This window comes from Candidatus Shikimatogenerans silvanidophilus (assembly GCF_018200315.1).
Taxonomy (GTDB): Bacteria; Bacteroidota; Bacteroidia; order Flavobacteriales; family Blattabacteriaceae; genus Shikimatogenerans_A; species Shikimatogenerans_A silvanidophilus.
Map to the genome: position 1 here is coordinate 1 of NZ_JADFUB010000007.1, position 18974 is coordinate 18974.

Genomic DNA, 18974 nt, shown 5'->3' on the forward strand with positions numbered 1-18974 from the left:
CTGAAAAGATATTAGAGCTAAAATTTCCCCCTCTCAATAAGAAAAACACTCAATATAATTTACAGGATCATTTCTTCTTCTTCCTCCCCCACCCCCACCCACTACTTACCCCCCCACTAAATACTAAACAAAAAATATTTTAAAAATAAATTTTATTTCTATTTTCACAAAAATTAAAACTAAAATAAATTATTAATATACTCCCTAATTAACTTTTAATTATATTTTAAATAAAAAAAAAAATAAAAATTAAAAAAAATATATTTTTAAAAAATTATTAAAAAAATTTAATATATAATACATTACTTTAAATATATTATTTAAACATTAATATATTTAAACATTATTAAATTAAATATATTTAAACATTACATACAATATATTTAATAATACATAACTAACATATCATATTAAATTAATATAAATACATTACATTTATAAATTAAAAAATATAATAATACATAACATTAAATAAATAATAAATATGAAAAGAACTTTTCATCCTTCTAAAAAAAGAAAATTAAAAAAACATGGTTTCATTAAAAGAAATAATAAAAAAAGTGGAAAAAAAATTTTATATAGAAGAAGAAAAAAAAAAAGAAAAAAATTAACAGTTAGTAATAATTAAATAATAAAAATTAAATAATAAACAGTTATTAATAACATTTATTTAGTAATAATTAAATAATAATAAATAAATAATAAATATAAATAAATATATATATAATTAAATATATAATTAAATATATAATTAAATATATATATATAATTAAATATATATATATAATTAAATATATATATAATTTTATATAATATTTATTTATATATATAATTTTATATTTATTTTTTAAATTTTAATCCAATTTTTTTAAGTTTTTGTATAATATTTAAATTTTTTTTTTCTGATAAAAATTCTATAATGTTTTTACAATTTTTTTTTCCAATTTTTTTTAAAAAATATGTTGGTATTTTTTTTTTTAAAAAAAATAAAATATTTTCTATTTTTTCAAAACAATTTACTATTTTTTTAGATGATTCTATTCCTATACCTTTAATACATAAAGAATATAAAACTTTTTCAAAAGGCTGATTTTTTGAATTTTCAATATAAAAAAAAAGTTTTTTTAAAAAAAATTCATTTTTATTAATAATATTTAATAATTTTTCTTTTTTTTTATATAAATTATATAAATCATACACATTATTTAATAAATTATTTTTGCATAAAATTTCTATATTTTTTTTTCCTAATAAATAAATATTCATATTTTTAGAAAAATGAAAAATTTTTTCTATAATTTGATCAATACAATTCCATTTATTTAAACAATATATTAATGAATTTATTTTTAATAATTTTTTTTTACAAGATGGACATTTTTTAATAAAATTTATATTTTTTTCTTTTGGATTTCTTTTATTTAAATCAATTCCTACTATTTTTGGAATAATTTCACCTCTTTTTTCTATAATAATTGTATCATTAAAAAAAATATTTAAATTATCAATATTTTTTTTATTATATAAAGAAACTTTACTAATTTTTGTTCCAGAAATAATAATAGGGAGTACTTTTGCAATTGGGGTAATTATTCCCATTTTTCCAACTTTATATTCAATATCTAATATTTTAGTAAAATTTTTTTTAGAATTAAATTTAAAAGCTATAGACCATTTAGGAAATTTTGAAGTATATCCTAATTTTTTTTGAAAATGTAATTCATCTATTTTAATAACAATACCATCTATTATATATGGTAAATAAAATCTATTTTTTTCCCAATATTCTATAAAATTAAAAACGTTTTTTAATTTATAACATTTAATAGTATGATTAGGAACATTAAAACCTAATTTTTTTGCTAAATTTAATAATTCAAAATGAGATTTACCATTTTTTATACCATTTATAGAATAAATAAAACAAGATAATTTTCTTTTTTTTACTATTTTATAATCTTTCATCATAATAGTACCACTAACTGTATTTCTTGGATGAGAATATGGTTTTTTATTTTTTTTTATTCTTTCATTATTAATTTTTTCAAAAGAAGAAATAGGTAATATTATTTCTCCAAAAAAATTTAAATTTTTAGTTTTATTTTTAATAAATTTTGGAATATATGGTATATTAATAATATTATTAATTACACTATTTCCTATAATTCCATTTCCTCTTGTAATAGCATCTTTTAATTTACCATTATTATAAATTAAATTTATAGATATTCCATCATATTTTAATTCACATGTATAAGAAAATTTATTAATTTTTTTTTTAATACTTTTTTCCCAATTTTTTATTTCTTTAAAAGAATAAGCATTTTTTAAAGAATACATTTTATAATCATGACGATTTTTTTTTCTATTATTAAAAATAAAATTTCCTATGTCTATGGTTGGAGAATTATTTTTATAATTAATAATTTTTTCTAATTTTTCTAAAAATTTTAATTTTTTATCAAATTCAAAATTTGATATATCAGGATCATTTAAATAATAATATTTATAATTATGATTTTTAATTTCTTTTTTAATAGAAATAATTAATTTTTTAATTTTAATATAAAAAATTAATTCTTTAATTTTTTTTATTTTCATTTAAAAAAATAATTTAAAAAATAATTTTTATCATTCTATAAAATTCATAAAAATCTTTTTTAATTTTAATTATTTTAGTATTATAATATTTTAAATAATTAATTATTTTTTTTTTATAAATTGGATTTATTTCTAAATAAAGTTTACCATTTTCTTTTAATATTTTTTTAGAAAAATAAATTATTTTTTTATAAAAAATTATAGGATCGTTATTATTAACAAATAAAGCTTTATTTGGTTCATAATGATAAACATTAGGATGCATTAATTCTTTTTCATTTTTTGTTATATATGGAGGATTACTAATAATTATATCAAATTTTTTTGAAAAAAAAAAAGATTTTTTTAAAATATCTTCTGATTTTTTTAAAATATCTTCTTTATAAAGAAAAATTTTAACATTATGGTATAATGAATTTTTATATGTAATATTAATAGATTTTTTAGAAATATCTATAGCATATATATTATTAGAATTATGTAATTTTTTTTTTATAGAAATACTAATACAACCACATCCTGTACCTATATCCAAAATATTTAAATTTTTTTTATTTTTATTATTTTTTATTAACCAATTAACTAATTCTTCTGTTTCTGATCTTGGAATAAATATTCCTTTTTCTAAAAAAAAATTATATCCTAAAAAATATGATTTTTTTAATATATATTGAATTGGCTCATTTTTTTTTAAAAAAATTAAATATTTTTTTAATTTTTCATTTTCTAAAAGATTTATATTTACTTTTTTTTTATTTTTAATATAATTTTGAATTTTTTTATAATTATAAGGAAAAATTTTTTCTATTATAAGAAAAAAAATATTATTTATTTCTCTTATATTAGGATAAATATTTTTTAATGATTTTATATATAAAAAATAAAAATCATTTAATGTTTTTTTTTTTTAATTAACATTATTTTTTTTATTATTATATTATTTATTTTTTATTATTTATTTATTATTAATTTAATATATTATTAATATATTATTAATATATTATTAATAATAAAATTATTATTAATTAATAATAAATAATTAATAATTAATATTAATAATTAATAATTAATAATTAATAATTAATTAATAAATTAATTATAATTAATTATAATTAATTATAATTAATTATAATAAATAAAAATTAATTATAATAAATAAATTAATAAATTAATAATAAATTAATAATAAATTAATAATAAATTAATAATAAATTAATTTAATAAATTAATTATAAGTATATTTTAATTTAAATATGTTAATTTATCAAAATATTTACTAATTAAAGATTTTAATTCTTTTCCTTTTAATAAATTTTGTGATAACATAGCTAATTTTAAAGCTTCATTAATTAAAATTTTTCTTTTTATTGTATTTTCTTCATTTACAATTTTTTTAATTAAACTATGATTTGCATTAATTAATAAATTATAATTTTCTTTATCATAATACGTAGATGTATCATTTTGTTGTTTTTTTATTTCTTTTATTCTTATAATTAATTCTGGTGTTGTTATTAATAGAGGATCAGTTTTTTTATCAAAATTTTCTACTTGAATTGTAAATTTTTTATCTAATATTTCATTTTCAAAAATTTTTTTAATTTTTTCTTTTTTTTCATTTGATATTTCTAATTTTTGTGAAATATTTTTTTTAATAATATTATCAATATGATCTGAATCAACTCTATAAAAAGAAATATTTTTATATTTAGATTCAAATTTATGAATTATATTATGTGTTAAAGGACTATCTAAAATAATAATTTCATAATTTTTTTCTTTTGCTAATTGTATATTAGTATATTGTTGTTCTTGATTAGTACAATATAAAAAAATAATTTTATTAAATTTATCTATTTGTTTTACTTTAATTTTTTCATAAAATTCAATAAAATTAAAATATTTTTCATTTATTGTTTTAAATAGAAAAAAATATTTAGATTCTTCAAAAAATAAATCATTACTCAAAATTCCATATTCTATTATAACTTTTATGTTATCCCATTTTTTTTCAAAAAAACTTCTATTATTTTTAAATAATAATTTTAATTTATCACAAACTTTTTTTAATATATAATTTGATATTTTTTTAATAGATGAATCAATTTTTAATGATGAACGAGATACATTTAATGGAATATCTGTAGAATCTATAATACCATATAAGAATGTTAAAAATTCTGGAACAATTCCATCTAAGTTATCTGTAACAAATACTTGATTTTGATATAATTTAATATTACTTTTTTTATTAAAAATTAAATTATTATTTATTTTAGGAAAATAAATAATTCCAGTTAATTTAAAAGGATGATCAATATTAAGATGAATCCAAAATAATGGTGAATCTGGTGAATATAAATTATTATAAAATTTTATATAATCATTATCTTGTAATTCTGATGATTTCTTAATCCAAATAGGATATATATTATTAATAATTATTTTTTCTTTTCCTAAAAATTCAATTTTAATATTAAAAAATTTACAATATTTATTTAATATTTTTATAATTTTTTTTTCTTCTAAAAAATCTTCATTTAAAGAATTAATATATAAAATAATTTCTGTTCCTCTTTCTTTTTTTTCAATTTCTTTTAAAAAAAAATTAGGATCTCCTTCACATTTCCAATAAACCCCTTTTGATTCATCTTTATAAGATTTAGTATAAATTTCTACTTTATCTGATACCATAAAAGAAGAATAAAAACCCAAACCAAAATGTCCTATAATTGATTTAGTATTTTCACTTTTATATTTATATTTTTCTATAAAATCCTCAGCGCCAGAAAAAGCTATTTCATTAATATATTTTTCTATCTCAATTTTATCCATTCCAATACCATTATCAATTATATGAATAGTTTTTTCTTTTTTATTTATTTTTACTTGAATTTTAAATTCTTCTTTAAATTTTTCTTCATATTTATCTTTATAAATATCTTTATAAATAGTTTTCATCTTTAAACATGCATCATTTGCATTAGATATCATTTCTCTTAAAAAAATTTCATTATCAGAATAAAGAAAATTTTTTATAATTGGAAAAATATTAACAGCTTCAACTCTAATTTTTTTTTTCATATAATTTTTTATTTTTCATATAATTTTTTATTATTATAAATAAAAATAAATAAAATTAAATTTTTTAAATAAAATTAATTAATAATATAAATAACAAAATTTTAATTAATAATCTAAATAAAAAAAAAAATTAGGAATTTTTCTTAATTTATTTTTTATTTTTTTATTTAGATTATTTATATAATAATTAATTTTAGATCTAAAAATATTAATTAATAATTTTTTTTTTTCTTCTGTATATGTTGATTTATATAAAAAAATTAAATATATTTTTGCAATTTTACAATCATTTGATAAAATAACTTTACTAACAGTTATAAAAAAATTTTTATTATATGTATATGTAAATAATAAACTTATTTCTTTAAGAATTAAAGATTCAATTTTTTTTATTTTTATTTTTTTTCTTTCTTTATATAAATTATTCATTTATAAATTATTCATTATTTATTTATTATTATATATAAACATTACATTTATAAACATTATATACATATTATTTTATACATAAAAAATAAACATTATTTATATACATAAAATTATTTTATTATATTTTATTTTATTATATTTTATTTATTATATTTTATTATTTAATTTATTTATTATATTTTATTATTTAACAATTTTTAAATTTTTAATTATAATTATTTTTATTATATTATTTTTTATTATCTTATTTAATAGAATATAATTTTAATAGAATATAATTTATTTAATATAATATAATTTAGAAATATTATTTTTTTTTATTAAGAAAAAAAATAAAAATAATTTTTTAAAATAATCATAAAAATTGTATCAATGGTCTCATAGCTCAGTTGGTTAGAGCATCTGACTCATAATCAGGGGGTCGCTGGTTCAAGTCCAGCTGAGACCACTATGATTTTTACTATTAATCCTAGAATTATTTTTATAGGAAATTCTAATTTTGGAGTACCATCATTAAAAAAAATGATTAAATTAAATTATAATATAGTATCTATTATTACAAATAAAGAAAAAAAAATTATTAAACATGGAAAAAAAATTTTTAAATCAGAAATTAAAAAAATATCTATTAAAAATAATATTCCAATTTTATATTATGAAGATATTAATATTAATAAAATTAAATATTTAAAAATTGATTTACAAATAGTTATTTCTTTTAAAAAATTACCAAAAAAAATTTGGGAAATACCAAAAATAGGATCAATTAATCTTCATCCATCTTTATTACCTAATTATAGAGGACCTTCTCCAATTCAATGGGTTATTATAAATGGTGAAAAAAAAACAGGAATTACCACATTTTTTATTAATGATAAAATAGATCAAGGAAATATTATTCTTCAAAAAGAAATTAAAATAAAAAATGATTATAATTTTGGTTCATTATATAAAAAACTTTCTTTTGAAAGTTCTAATTTAATAATAAAAACTATTGAATTAGTAAAAAACAAAAAAAATATTATTTTAATTAATAAAAATAATATTAATAAAAATGAAAATAAAAAATTAAAATTTGCTCCAAAAATATTAAAAAAAGATAGATTAATTAATTGGGAAGATTCTTTAATAAATATTATTAATAAAATACGTGGATTAAGTCCATATCCATGTGCATATACATTTTTAAAAACAAAAAAAAAAAATTATATATAAAAATATACAAAGCAAAAGCTATATTTGAAAAACATAATAAAAAAATTGGTATTTTTTTTATTTATAAAACTAAAATTAAAATATATAATAAAGAAGGATTTATTTCTATTTTAGAAGCTCAAATAGAAGGTAAAAAAAAAATGAAAGTAAAATATATAATAAATGGATTAAAAAATATGTAAATTAATTAATATACTATGTAAATTAATTAATAGACTAATTGTAATAATATGAAAAAAACAGATTTAATAAATATTTTATCGAAAAAAACTGATATATCTAAAACAATAACAAAAAATTTTTTAGATAATTTTATATCAATAATAATTAATTCTATTTCAAAAAAAGAAAAAGTATCTATTATAGATTTTGGAACTTTTCTTTTTAATAAAAGAAAAGAAAGATATGGAGTAAATCCTAAAACAGGAGAAAAAATAAAAATTCCTGCAAAAAATGTAGTAAAATTTAAACCAGGATCAAAATTTTTAAAATTTATAAATAATAAAAAATAAAAATTAAATTTTTTATTTAAAAAAAATAAAAACAATAATATCTATATTTTTAAAATTTTAAATATATATTAAAATTTTTTTAAATATATATTATATGTTTTATTTTATGTATTTTTATTATTTTATAATTTTATAATATAAATATGTATATGTAGGTAGGTGTAGGTATGTATGTATTTTATGTATGTTATGTTATATGTTTGTTTATTTAATTAATATAATAAATAACATATAACAACATATAACATAAAATAACATATAACATATGTTTTTATTAATTTTTATTTTTATTTTTTAAATTTTTTTTTAATAGATCTATCATTTTTTGAATATTACCTTTCATAAAATCATCTAAATTATATAAAGATTTATTTATTCTATGATCTGTTATTCTTCTTTGTGGATAATTATATGTTCTAATTTTTACTGATCTATCTCCAGTAGAAATTAATAATTTTCTTAAATTAGATCTTTTAGTTTCTATATTTTTTAATTTTATTTTATATAATTTATAACGTAAAAGATTTAATGCTTTTTCATAATTTTTATGTTGAGATCTTTCTTCTTGACATTCTACTGAAATTTTAGTAGGAATATGTGTTAATCTTACAGCAGATTCTATTTTATTAACATGTTGTCCACCAGCTCCACTAGATCTAAAAGTTTCTCTTTTAATATCAGAAAAATTTATTTTAATTTTTAATTTTTCTAATTCTGGTAAAACCGCTATTGTAACAGCAGATGTATGCAATCTACCTTGAGATTCTGTTTTAGGAATACGTTGAACTCTATGAACTCCTGATTCAAATTGTAAATTTTCATAAGCTTGTTTACCAAAAATTCTTATAATAATTTCTTTATATCCTATATTTCCTATTTGATTATTCAATATTTCAAATTTCCATCCAGAATATTTAAAATACATTGTATACATTTTAAACATGTCTTCTGCAAAAATACATGCTTCATCTCCACCTATTCCAGATCTTATTTCTAAAATAGTATTTTCAGGTATGTAATTTTTATTATCTTTTTTATTTATTAAAAAAAAAAATTTTTTAAAATTATTTTTTATATTTTTAATATCTTTTAATAAATTTTTTTTTTCAATATTTGCCATATCTAGTAAATTATTATCTTTTTCTTCTGAAATAAAAATATTAGTTTCATATAAATATTTATTTTTTTTTTTTATATAAATTATATAAATCTATTATTTTTTTTAATTTTTTATATTCTGAATATAATTTTATATATTTATATTTATTATTATTTATATTAATATTTTTTAATAAATCATTTATTTTATTAATTCTTTTTTCACTTTTTTTTATAAAAATTAAAAAATTTTTCATTTAATTTTTAATTTAATTAACATAATTTTATTTTTAAAAAAATTTAATTAATTTTTAAAAATAATTAATATTATTACTTAATTTATAAATATTTTATTATTATTTTATTATTAATTTTATTATTATTTTTCTATTAAAATAGATACATATAACATAAAAAGTACAAAAATATATTAATAATCAATCATTTTATGATTAATTATAAAAAAATTAATTATACAAAAATATTAATTACTTAAAAAATAAAAAAAATCATGGACGATAATATTTTATTAAGTTCATTAATAAATAAAAAACTATTTGAAATTATAAAATTTGCAATTTTTTTAAAAATTAAAAATATAAAAAAATATAAAAAAAAAGAATTAATAGAACTAATAATAAAAAAATTAAATAAAAGAAAATTAAATAATAATTATTTAAATAATAATAAAAATTTAAATAATAATAAAAAAAATTATAAATCATTTAATAATTTTAATAAAAATTATTTTAATAATAATAATAATAATAATAAATTAAATAAAATTAATTTTTTAATTAAAAAAAATAAAAAAAATAATTTTAATAAAAATATATTTAATTATTATAAAAACGTAAGAAACGTAAGAATTGAATTTAATGGAGTTTTAGAAATAATTAAATCTAAATATAATTATTTTTTTAAAAAAAAAAATTATGGTTTTTTAAGATCTTCTTATTTTAATTATCTTTCAAATTCATATGATGTTTATGTTTCTAAATATTTAATTATAAAATTTGGTTTGAAAACAGGAGATACTATTATAGGAGAAATAAAACCTAATAAAAATTCAAAAAAATATTTTTATTTAATTAAAATTATAGAAATTAATGGTATGAATCCATATTTAAGTAAAAAAAGAAAAGTATTTGAACGTTTAACACCAATTTTTCCTAATGAAAAATTTAATTTATCAGGTAAAAATTCTACTTTATCTACAAGAATAATTGATTTATTTGTTCCAATTGGAAAAGGACAAAGAGGAATGATTGTGGCTCCTCCAAAAACAGGAAAAACTACATTATTAAAAGAAATAGCAAATTCTATATCATATAATCATCCAGAAGTTTATTTAATAATTTTATTAATAGATGAAAGACCTGAAGAAGTAACAGATATGAAAAGAAATGTTAACGCTGAAGTTATTTCTTCTACATTTGATGAACCAGCTGAAAAACATGTAAAAGTTGTTAATATTGTTTATGAAAAAGCAAAAAAAATGGTAGAATTTAATAAAGATGTTTGTATAGTTGTTGATTCTTTAACAAGAATGTCACGTGCATTTAATACAGTTTCTCCATCATCTGGAAAAGTATTATCTGGTGGAATAGATTCTAATGCTATGCATAAACCAAAAAGATTTTTTGGAGCTGCTAGAAATATAGAAAATGGAGGATCTCTTACTATTATAGCTACTGCATTAATAGATACTGGTTCTAAAATGGATGAAGTTATATTTGAAGAATTTAAAGGAACAGGAAATATGGAATTACAATTAGATAGAAGAATATCTAATAAAAGAATTTATCCAGCAATTGATTTAATATCATCTGGAACTAGAAAAGAAGATTTATTATTAGATAAGAATATTTTACAAAAAATGTTTATTTTAAGAAAATATTTATCTGATATGAATTCAATTGAAGCTATTGAATTTTTAAAAAATAAAATATCTAATACAAAAAATAATGAAGAATTTATTTTATCAATGAATGGATAATGATAAATGATAATAAATAAATAATACTTATTTTATTAATAATTTTAAAAAAAATTAACATTGGAAGAACAAATATCTTATATTTTTATAAATCCTTTTAAATCTATTATAACTCTAATAAATATTATTATAGTAGAAATTTTATTATCAATAGATAATGCAATTATTATTTCTTCTTTTATAGAAAAAATAAAAAATAAAAAAGAAAGAAAAAAAATATTTAACTATGGAATAATAGGAGCTTGTTTTTTTAGATTTTTTTTTTGTTTTTTTTATAAAATTATAGAGAAAATTTGGTGGATAAAAACTATAGGAGGTATTTACTTACTTTTTATAAGTGTTAATACTTTATTTGAAAAAAACAAAGGTTTGTTTTATAATAAAAAAAAATCTTTTTGGTTAAATGTTTTTTTAATAGAATTAATAGATTTATCTTTTTCTATAGATAATGTTTTATCTTGTATTTCTTTATCTAAAAATATTATTTTAATATTATTTGGAAATTTTATTGGTATTTTATTAATAAGATTTATTATTAATAAAATTATAATATTGGTATCAAAATTTTATTTTTTAAAAAAAATTAATTTTTTTATTATTTTTATTCTTGGATTAAAATTATTTTTATCATCTTTTAATATAATAAATTTAACAATAATTGAAAATATTATATCATTAATACTTTTATTATTATTTATTATTATTATTATTTATTATTTTTTTTTTAAAAAAAATGATAATGATTAATGAATTAAATGATTAATTAAATGAATTAAATATTAATATAATTAATATTAATTATTACTATATTTATTATTTATTTTGTATATGTAATTTATATTTATTATTTATTTTTTATATATATTAATTTTTTATGTATTAATTATTTTATAAATTTTTTTTAATAAATATATTTAAGGCGTGATAGCTTAATTTGGTTAGAGCATCGGATTCATAACCCGAAGGTTTAGGGGTTCAAATCCCCTTCACGCCACTAATTTTAGTTTATGAGTATTTACATTTCATTATCTAGCATTGAATTGTTAAATAATTTTAAAGATTTATTTAAAGTAATTCAATTTGGAAATTATATTCCAATATTAAATACTTTTTTATTAAAAATTAAAAATAATAAATTAATAATTACTGCTTCTGATTTAGAAACAACTGTTGTCTCTTATATAAAAATTAAAAATATTATTAAAGATAATAATTTTTCATTTAAAGATAATTTTTCATTTTGTATATCACCTTTTATTTTAATAAATATTTTAAAATATTTTAATGATAATATTATTTTAAAAATAGAAAATGAAAAAAAATATATTAATATAAATTCAAAAAAAGGTAATTATACTATTCCATTTCAAAGTTCTTTAAACTATCCTAAATTTTATAAATTAAAAAATTTAACAAAATTTTTTTTGTCAAAAAAAATTTTGTTAAATGCTATTAATCAAGTTTTTTTTTTAATAAATAAAAATAATATTAGACAATCTATTAATGGAATGTTAATAAAATTATGTAAAAATAAAATAATTTTTGTTAGTACTGATTCATATAATTTAATAGAATATTCTTATAATATTTGTTGTGAAAATAATTTTTTTGAAGAAAATAATAATTTAGAATTAATTATTCCAAGGAGACCTATAATGATATTAAAAAATATTTTATTAAATATTAATGATAAAAAAATTATAATAGAATATAATGAAAATAATTTTAAAATATTATTAAAAAATAAAATTTTTATATCTAGAATTATAAATGATAAATTTCCAAATTATAAAAAAATAATACCTAAAAATAAAAAATATATATTTAAAATTAATAGAAAAGAATTTTTTTATTCAGTTAAAAGATTATCTCTATTTTCAGATAAAAATATTCATTTTATTTTTTCAAAAGAAAAAATAAATATTTATACATCAGATAATAAAAATAATAAAAAAGCTTATGAATATATAGATTATTATAAAAATAATGATATTTTATTAGATAAAAATATAGAATTTAAGTTAAATTATAAATCATTTATAAATATTATTTCTCATATTTTTCAAAAAGAATTTTATTTTATTTTTTTTAAAAAAAATAAAATTATTATGATTATTCCTATTATTAAAGAAAAAAATGATATTAAAGAAAAAAATGAAAAAATAAAAATATTAATTATGCCAATTTTTTAAAAAAAATATTAATTATAAAATTTTTTTAAAAAAATGTAAATAATAAATTACTACAATAATATAATAATAATATAATAATAATATAATAATAATATAATAATGATAATATCATATAAATGGATTAAGTACTATCTTAAAACAGAAATTAGTTTTAAAGAAATTGAAAAAATATTAAACAATATTGGAATAGAAATAGAAAAAATTATAAATAATGAAATTTTTATAATTTCTTTATCTCCAGATAAAGGATATTTAACATCACATTATTATATTTCAAAAGAAATATATGCTTATTTAAAAATAAAAAAATATTCAAATATTGATTTTTTTCCAATATCTATATATAATGATAATTTTTTTTTTGAAAAAAATAATATAATTTTTTCAAAAAATTCTTATAAATATATAAGAAGATATTCTGGTTTATATTTATATAATATTGATAAATTAATAATTCCTAAATGGATAAAAAATTTTTTATCAATAATTAATATAAAACCTAAAAATAATATTACTGATATTATTAATTTTGTAATTAATGAATTAGGATATCCTTTAAATTATTATTATTTTAATAAAAATAATAATATAAAATTTTATGAATTAAAAAATGAAAAAATTATTTTTTTAAAAAAAAAAAAAATAATTCTTAATAAAGGAGAATTTTTAATTTATTATAATAATAAACCTATATCTATTCCTGGAATTTGTAATATAGATTATAATAATACAACAGAAAATAATATTAAAAATAAAAATATTTTTATAGAATGTGCTTCTTTTAATGAAAAAAAAATAAGATTTTTTTCAAAAAAATATAAAATTAAAACAGAATCATCTTTAAGATTTGAAAAATTCGTAGATCCAAATTTATCTTTTTTTGTATTAAAAAGAATTTTATTTTTATTATTAAAAATAAATAATAATATTTTATTTAAATTTACTGATTATTATATTAATAAATTAAAAAAAAAAAAAATATTATTTTATTATAATAAAGTAAATAAATTAATAGGAAAGACTATTTCTAATAGAATTATTAATAAAATTTTAAAATTATTAGATTTTTTAATATTTAATAAAAATAATAAAATTTTAATTTATATTCCAACTTATAGATATGATATAACAAGAGAAATTGATATTATAGAAGAAATATTTAGAATATATGGATATAATTCTTTTAAAACAAAAAAAAATTTGTTTTTTAAAACAAAAAAATTAGATAATAATTTTTTAATAGAAGAAAAAATAAAAAATTTTTTAATAAATATATTAATTTCACATGGATTTTATGAAGTTATCAATATTCCAATACAAAATAATAAAAATTATTTAAAATTTATAAATAAAAAAAAAATTATTAAAATTTTAGATTCAGAAAAAAGTAAAAATAATAATTTTTTAAGAACTAATTTATTATTTGGAATGTTAAAAAATATTTCTTTTAATATAAAAAGAAATAATAATGAAAATAAATTTTTTGAATTTGGAAAAGTTTTTTTTTTAAAAAAAAAAAAATTTATAAAAAAAAAAAAATTATCAATTATTATGGAAAGCAATAATAATTTTAATGATTCTTTTTTTTTTATAAAAGGAATTATTGAAAAAATATTATTGTATTTAAACATAAAAAATTATTCACAATTTATAGAAAATTCACATTTTTATTTAGAAAAATGTTTATATATTAAAAATTTAAATAATATTTTATTAGAAATAGGTAATGTTAAAAAAAATGTATTAAAGTTATTTAATATAAAAAAAACTGTTATTTATTCAGAAATAAATTTAAAAAAAATTATTAATAATATTAATAATAAAAAAATTAAAAATATTAATAAATTTCTTAATGTTAAAAGAGATATTACTATATTATTAGAAAAAAATAAATCATATGAATATATTAAAAATCTAATACATTATATTAAGAAAAAATATAATGATAGATATAATAATAAAATAAAAAATATAATTTTATCATATATTTATGAAAATAAAATTAAATATAAAAATAAAAAATCATATACATTTAATATTTATATAAAAGGAGAAAAAAATTTAACTGAAAAAAAAATTAACAATATAGTTAAATATTTTAAAGAAAAAATAGAATATTTAATAAAAAAGTAAGAAACTGGAGCGGGATTCGAACCCGCGACAAACAGTTTAGGAAACTATTGCTCTATCCTATCTGAGCTATCCAGTTTTATATATTAATTAACATTAACAAATGATTTATTTTTTTTCTTTTTAAAAAAAACTATTCCTTTTTTTTTAGCATATAAAGTATGATCTTTTCCCATACCTACATTTATTCCTGGAAAATGTTTAGTTCCTCTTTGTCTTAAAATTATCATTCCAGGATAAACTATTTGTCCAGAAAATATTTTAATTCCTAATCTTCTACCTGAAGAATCCCTTCCATTTTTAGAACTACCTACTCCTTTTTTATGAGCCATATTTTATTTAATTATTTTTTTTAAATATATATTTATAATTTAATATCTAATATTTGTATTTTAGATAAATTTTGTCTGTGTCCATTTTTTACTTTATATCCCTTTCTTCTTTTTTTTTTAAAAATTATTATTTTTTTACCTTTAAAATGTTGTAAAATTTTAATTTTAATATTACAATTTAAAAATGGATTACCTATTAAAATTTTTTCTTTTTTTTTAAAACAAATACATTTATTAATTGAAAAAATTTCTCCATCATTTTTTAAAATTCTATTTACATATAAAATTGAATTTTTTTCAATTTTATATTGAATTCCATTTAAATTAATTATTGCAAACATTATTTATAATGAATATTTGAAATTATGTTTATATTTTATTTCTTTTAATATGTTTACTAAAAAAAATATAGTATTTTTAACATCATCCATATTAATCATTTCTACTGTAGTATGAAGATATTTTAATGGAATTGAAATTAAAGAAGAAATAATTCCATAATTAGAATAAGCTATAACATCTGTATCTGTTCCAGTATATATTGATGACAATAATTTTTGAAATTTAATTTTATTTTTATTAGCTATTTTAATCATAAAATCACGAAAATTATTATGAACTGCAGGAGAATAAGTAATAACAGGTCCTAATCCACTTTTTATTTTTCCATATTTTTTTTGTGATATAAATGGTGTTGTAGTATCAGGACATACATCTATTATAATAGATAAATCAGGTTTAATATTATTTGCTATCATTTTAGCTCCCCTTAAACCTATTTCTTCTTGAACTGAATTAACTATATAAAGAGAATATGGTAATTTATTAATAGTTTTTTTAATTATTCTTGCTACTTCCGCAATTATAAATCCTCCTATTTTATTATCTAAAGCTTTAGATACTAAATATTTTTTATTTAAAATATTAAAATTGTATTTATAAGAAATATTACATCCTATTTTAATTCCTAATTTTTTAACTTCTTTTTTATTTTTTGCTCCTACATCAATAAATAAATCTTCTACTTTTATAGGTATTTCTTTAGTTCTTGTATGAATTGCTGTAATTCCAAAAACACCTGGTATAATTCCTTTTTCAGTATAAATTTCTACTTCTTTAGAATTAGCAATTAGATGATCTGTTCCTCCATTTTTAGATACAAATATTAATCCATCTTCTGATATGTATTTAACAGACCAAGAAACTTCATCAACATGAGCTTCTATCATAATTTTATAATCTTCTTTATTATTAATTATACCAAAAGTAGTTCCATAATTATCTATTTTAATTTCATCTACATAATTTTGTAAGTATTTTTTCCAAATTCTTTGTCCTTCTATCTCATAACCACTTGGAGTAAAAGATTTTAAATATTTTTTTAAAAAAGATAATGATTTTTCTTTAAATATATTATTCATTTTTTTTATTTTTTTTTTATAAATAAATTTTAATTAAAATTTATTTATAATAATTTATTTATAATAAATTATAAAATTATATTTTATATAATAAATTATAAATAATTAATAATAAATAATTAAATAATAATTAAATAATAATTAAATAATTAATAATTAAATAATTAATAAATATATAAATTTAAATTATTTAAATATTAATTATATAAATTTTATTATATATTTTTTATATTTTTATTATATATTATTATGTTATTATATCATAAACATAAATCTGTTTTATTAGAAGAAAGTATAAAATATTTAATAAATAAAAAAAATGGAATTTATGTAGATGCAACTTTTGGAGGAGGAGGACATTCTAAAAAAATATTAAAAAATATAAACAAAGATGGAAAATTATTTTCATTTGATCAAGACATAGAATCAATAAAAAATAATAATATTACAGATAAAAGATTAAAATTATTTCATCAGAATTTCAGATTTATTAAAAATGTTTTAAATTTATATAATATTTTTTCTATATCTGGTATATTAGTAGATCTTGGTGTATCTTATCATCAATTTGATTCTTATTATAGAGGATTTTCTATTAGATATAATAATGAATTAGATATGAGAATGAATACACTTTCAGATTTTACTGCAAAAGACATTATAGATAATTATTCTTTTAATTCATTAAATAAAATTTTTTATAAATATGGAGATTTAAAAAATTCAAAATATATTTCTAAAAATATAATAAAAGAAAGATATAATATTAAAAAAACATTTGATATAATTAAATTATTTAATAAAAATAAAAAAAATAATAAAAAAAAATTTTTTTCTAAAAAAAAAATTAAATTTTTTTCTAAAATTTTTCAATCTATACGAATTGAAGTAAATGATGAAATTAATTGTTTAAAAGATTTATTATATAATTCTATGGATATGTTAGAAAAAAATGGTAGAATTGTAGTTATATCATATCATTCTGTAGAAGATAGAATTGTAAAAAATTTTTTAAAAACAGGTTCATTTGACGGAAAATATAAAAAAAATTTTTTTGGAAAAATAAAAATAAATTTTAAACTTCCTAAAAAAAAAATTATTTATCCTAGTAATGAAGAAATTAAAAATAATCCTAGATCAAGAAGTGCTAAATTAAGATGGGGAGAAAAAATATAATTACATATTATTAATTATTAACTTAATTAATTATTAATTAAAATTTTAATTATTATATTATTTATTAATATTTTATTAATATTTTATTAATATTATTTTATTTTTTATTTTTATTATTTTTTTCAATTTTTTTTAATAATTGTATATTTCTCCATTCTTTTATTTTTTTATGATTTCCAGAAATAAGAATATTTGGTACTTTCAAATTTTTATATTTATAAGGTCTAGTATAAATAGGATAAGATGTTTTTAATCCATTTTGAATAGAATCATCTATAAAAGATTTTTTATTAATTACTCCTGGTAAAATTCTTATAATTGAATCTATTAATACAATTGAAGCTATTTCCCCACAAGAAATTACATAATCTCCTATAGATATTTCTTTAGTAACTAAATTATCTCTTATTCTTTGATCTATTCCTTTATAATGACCACAAATAATAATTAAATTTTTCTTTTTAGAAAGATTATTAACCATTAACTGATTTAATTTTTCTCCATCTGGAGATAAAAAAATAACTTCATCATAAAAAATTTTTTTTTTCAATTTATTAATACATTTATAAATAGGTTCAATTTTTAAAACCATACCAAATCCACCACCATATTGGTAATCGTCTATTTTTTTATTTTTACCAATTCCATATTTTCTAAGTTGGAAATTAAATAATAATATTTATAAAATTAATATTATTGATACGCCTGGTCATGTTGATTTTACTGTAGAAGTAGAAAGATCTCTTCGTATATTAGATGGTTTAATTATTTTATTTAGTGCTGTA

General features: G+C 14.2%; 19 protein-coding genes, 3 tRNA genes and 1 pseudogene. 12 read left to right on the forward strand and 11 right to left on the reverse strand.

The window, feature by feature from the left end:
• Positions 1-484: 484 nt before the first annotated feature.
• Complete coding sequence (rpmH, locus tag KHQ18_RS01265; protein ID WP_212113330.1) at positions 485-628, forward strand: 50S ribosomal protein L34; 144 nt, start codon at positions 485-487, stop codon at positions 626-628.
• Between the two features lie 212 nt (positions 629-840).
• Here the strand turns inward: rpmH and ligA are convergent, their stop codons facing one another.
• The 4 genes from ligA to KHQ18_RS01285 form a co-directional block, all read right to left on the reverse strand.
• Positions 841-2601 (reverse strand): NAD-dependent DNA ligase LigA, encoded by a 1761-nt coding sequence (gene ligA / locus KHQ18_RS01270; RefSeq protein ID WP_212113331.1) that lies wholly within the window; start codon positions 2599-2601, stop codon positions 841-843.
• Between the two features lie 13 nt (positions 2602-2614).
• The gene (locus tag KHQ18_RS01275; protein WP_212113342.1) at positions 2615-3472 is read right to left on the reverse strand and encodes a HemK/PrmC family methyltransferase; all 858 of its coding nucleotides are present in this window, start codon (positions 3470-3472) and stop codon (positions 2615-2617) included.
• A gap of 371 nt (positions 3473-3843) precedes the next feature.
• Complete coding sequence (gene htpG, locus KHQ18_RS01280; RefSeq protein ID WP_212113332.1) at positions 3844-5685, reverse strand: molecular chaperone HtpG; 1842 nt, start codon at positions 5683-5685, stop codon at positions 3844-3846.
• A gap of 105 nt (positions 5686-5790) precedes the next feature.
• On the reverse strand, positions 5791-6114 hold the full coding sequence (locus KHQ18_RS01285; RefSeq protein WP_212113333.1) for a ribosome-binding factor A: 324 nt from the start codon (positions 6112-6114) through the stop codon (positions 5791-5793).
• Positions 6115-6488: 374 nt separating this feature from the next.
• Here KHQ18_RS01285 and KHQ18_RS01290 point away from each other — a divergent pair.
• From KHQ18_RS01290 to KHQ18_RS01300, 4 genes are all read left to right on the forward strand, one after another.
• Positions 6489-6562: transfer RNA gene (locus KHQ18_RS01290), tRNA-Ile, on the forward strand.
• 2 nt (positions 6563-6564) lie between these two features.
• Entirely contained in the window at positions 6565-7329 is a 765-nt protein-coding gene (locus KHQ18_RS01295) for a methionyl-tRNA formyltransferase (protein ID WP_262896633.1), read from the forward strand.
• Positions 7284-7511, forward strand: a complete 228-nt coding sequence (locus KHQ18_RS01750) for a hypothetical protein (protein ID WP_262896634.1) — start codon at positions 7284-7286, stop codon at positions 7509-7511. Before KHQ18_RS01295 ends, KHQ18_RS01750 begins: the two co-directional genes overlap by 46 nt.
• Before the next feature lie 48 nt (positions 7512-7559).
• Positions 7560-7841 (forward strand): HU family DNA-binding protein, encoded by a 282-nt coding sequence (locus KHQ18_RS01300; protein ID WP_212113334.1) that lies wholly within the window; start codon positions 7560-7562, stop codon positions 7839-7841.
• Between the two features lie 274 nt (positions 7842-8115).
• On the opposite strand, the gene KHQ18_RS01765 is transcribed toward KHQ18_RS01300, so the two are convergent.
• Positions 8116-9051, reverse strand: a complete 936-nt coding sequence (locus KHQ18_RS01765; RefSeq protein ID WP_320412023.1) for a peptide chain release factor 1 — start codon at positions 9049-9051, stop codon at positions 8116-8118.
• The gene (locus KHQ18_RS01715; RefSeq protein WP_241864367.1) at positions 9020-9196 is read right to left on the reverse strand and encodes a hypothetical protein; all 177 of its coding nucleotides are present in this window, start codon (positions 9194-9196) and stop codon (positions 9020-9022) included. Before KHQ18_RS01715 ends, KHQ18_RS01765 begins: the two co-directional genes overlap by 32 nt.
• 254 nt (positions 9197-9450) lie before the next feature.
• On the opposite strand from KHQ18_RS01715, the gene rho reads away from it, so the two are divergent.
• The 5 genes from rho to KHQ18_RS01330 all read left to right on the forward strand — a co-directional run bounded on the left by rho (position 9451) and on the right by KHQ18_RS01330 (position 15263).
• A complete protein-coding gene (gene rho, locus KHQ18_RS01310; protein ID WP_212113335.1) occupies positions 9451-10938 on the forward strand; it encodes a transcription termination factor Rho in 1488 nt (495 codons plus the stop codon).
• A gap of 60 nt (positions 10939-10998) precedes the next feature.
• Complete coding sequence (locus KHQ18_RS01315; protein ID WP_212113336.1) at positions 10999-11685, forward strand: TerC family protein; 687 nt, start codon at positions 10999-11001, stop codon at positions 11683-11685.
• 171 nt (positions 11686-11856) lie between these two features.
• Positions 11857-11932 (forward strand) — tRNA-Met (locus KHQ18_RS01320).
• Positions 11933-11945: 13 nt separating this feature from the next.
• Positions 11946-13130 (forward strand): DNA polymerase III subunit beta, encoded by a 1185-nt coding sequence (dnaN, locus tag KHQ18_RS01325; protein ID WP_212113337.1) that lies wholly within the window; start codon positions 11946-11948, stop codon positions 13128-13130.
• A 99-nt stretch (positions 13131-13229) separates the two neighbouring features.
• Positions 13230-15263 (forward strand): phenylalanine--tRNA ligase beta subunit-related protein, encoded by a 2034-nt coding sequence (locus KHQ18_RS01330; protein WP_212113338.1) that lies wholly within the window; start codon positions 13230-13232, stop codon positions 15261-15263.
• Between the two features lies 1 nt (position 15264).
• On the opposite strand, the gene KHQ18_RS01335 is transcribed toward KHQ18_RS01330, so the two are convergent.
• From KHQ18_RS01335 to KHQ18_RS01350, 4 genes are all read right to left on the reverse strand, one after another.
• Positions 15265-15339 (reverse strand) — tRNA-Arg (locus tag KHQ18_RS01335).
• A gap of 7 nt (positions 15340-15346) precedes the next feature.
• Positions 15347-15592, reverse strand: coding sequence for a 50S ribosomal protein L27 (gene rpmA / locus KHQ18_RS01340; protein ID WP_212113339.1), 246 nt, complete (start codon positions 15590-15592; stop codon positions 15347-15349).
• 32 nt (positions 15593-15624) lie between these two features.
• The gene (gene rplU / locus KHQ18_RS01345; protein WP_213016786.1) at positions 15625-15933 is read right to left on the reverse strand and encodes a 50S ribosomal protein L21; all 309 of its coding nucleotides are present in this window, start codon (positions 15931-15933) and stop codon (positions 15625-15627) included.
• Between the two features lie 3 nt (positions 15934-15936).
• Positions 15937-17013, reverse strand: a complete 1077-nt coding sequence (locus tag KHQ18_RS01350) for a zinc-binding metallopeptidase family protein (protein WP_212113340.1) — start codon at positions 17011-17013, stop codon at positions 15937-15939.
• A 249-nt stretch (positions 17014-17262) separates the two neighbouring features.
• Here KHQ18_RS01350 and rsmH point away from each other — a divergent pair, with 249 nt between their 5' ends.
• Positions 17263-18189, forward strand: coding sequence for a 16S rRNA (cytosine(1402)-N(4))-methyltransferase RsmH (gene rsmH, locus KHQ18_RS01355; protein ID WP_212113341.1), 927 nt, complete (start codon positions 17263-17265; stop codon positions 18187-18189).
• 97 nt (positions 18190-18286) lie between these two features.
• Here the strand turns inward: rsmH and trmD are convergent, their stop codons facing one another.
• Positions 18287-18868: a tRNA (guanosine(37)-N1)-methyltransferase TrmD gene (gene trmD / locus KHQ18_RS01360; RefSeq protein ID WP_212113344.1), complete on the reverse strand. Its 582-nt coding sequence runs from the start codon at positions 18866-18868 to the stop codon at positions 18287-18289.
• Between trmD and KHQ18_RS01365 the strand changes: the two are divergent.
• Positions 18849-18974 (forward strand): annotated as a pseudogene (locus tag KHQ18_RS01365) (GTP-binding protein); the annotation flags it as partial. The gene trmD and the pseudogene KHQ18_RS01365 overlap by 20 nt on opposite strands.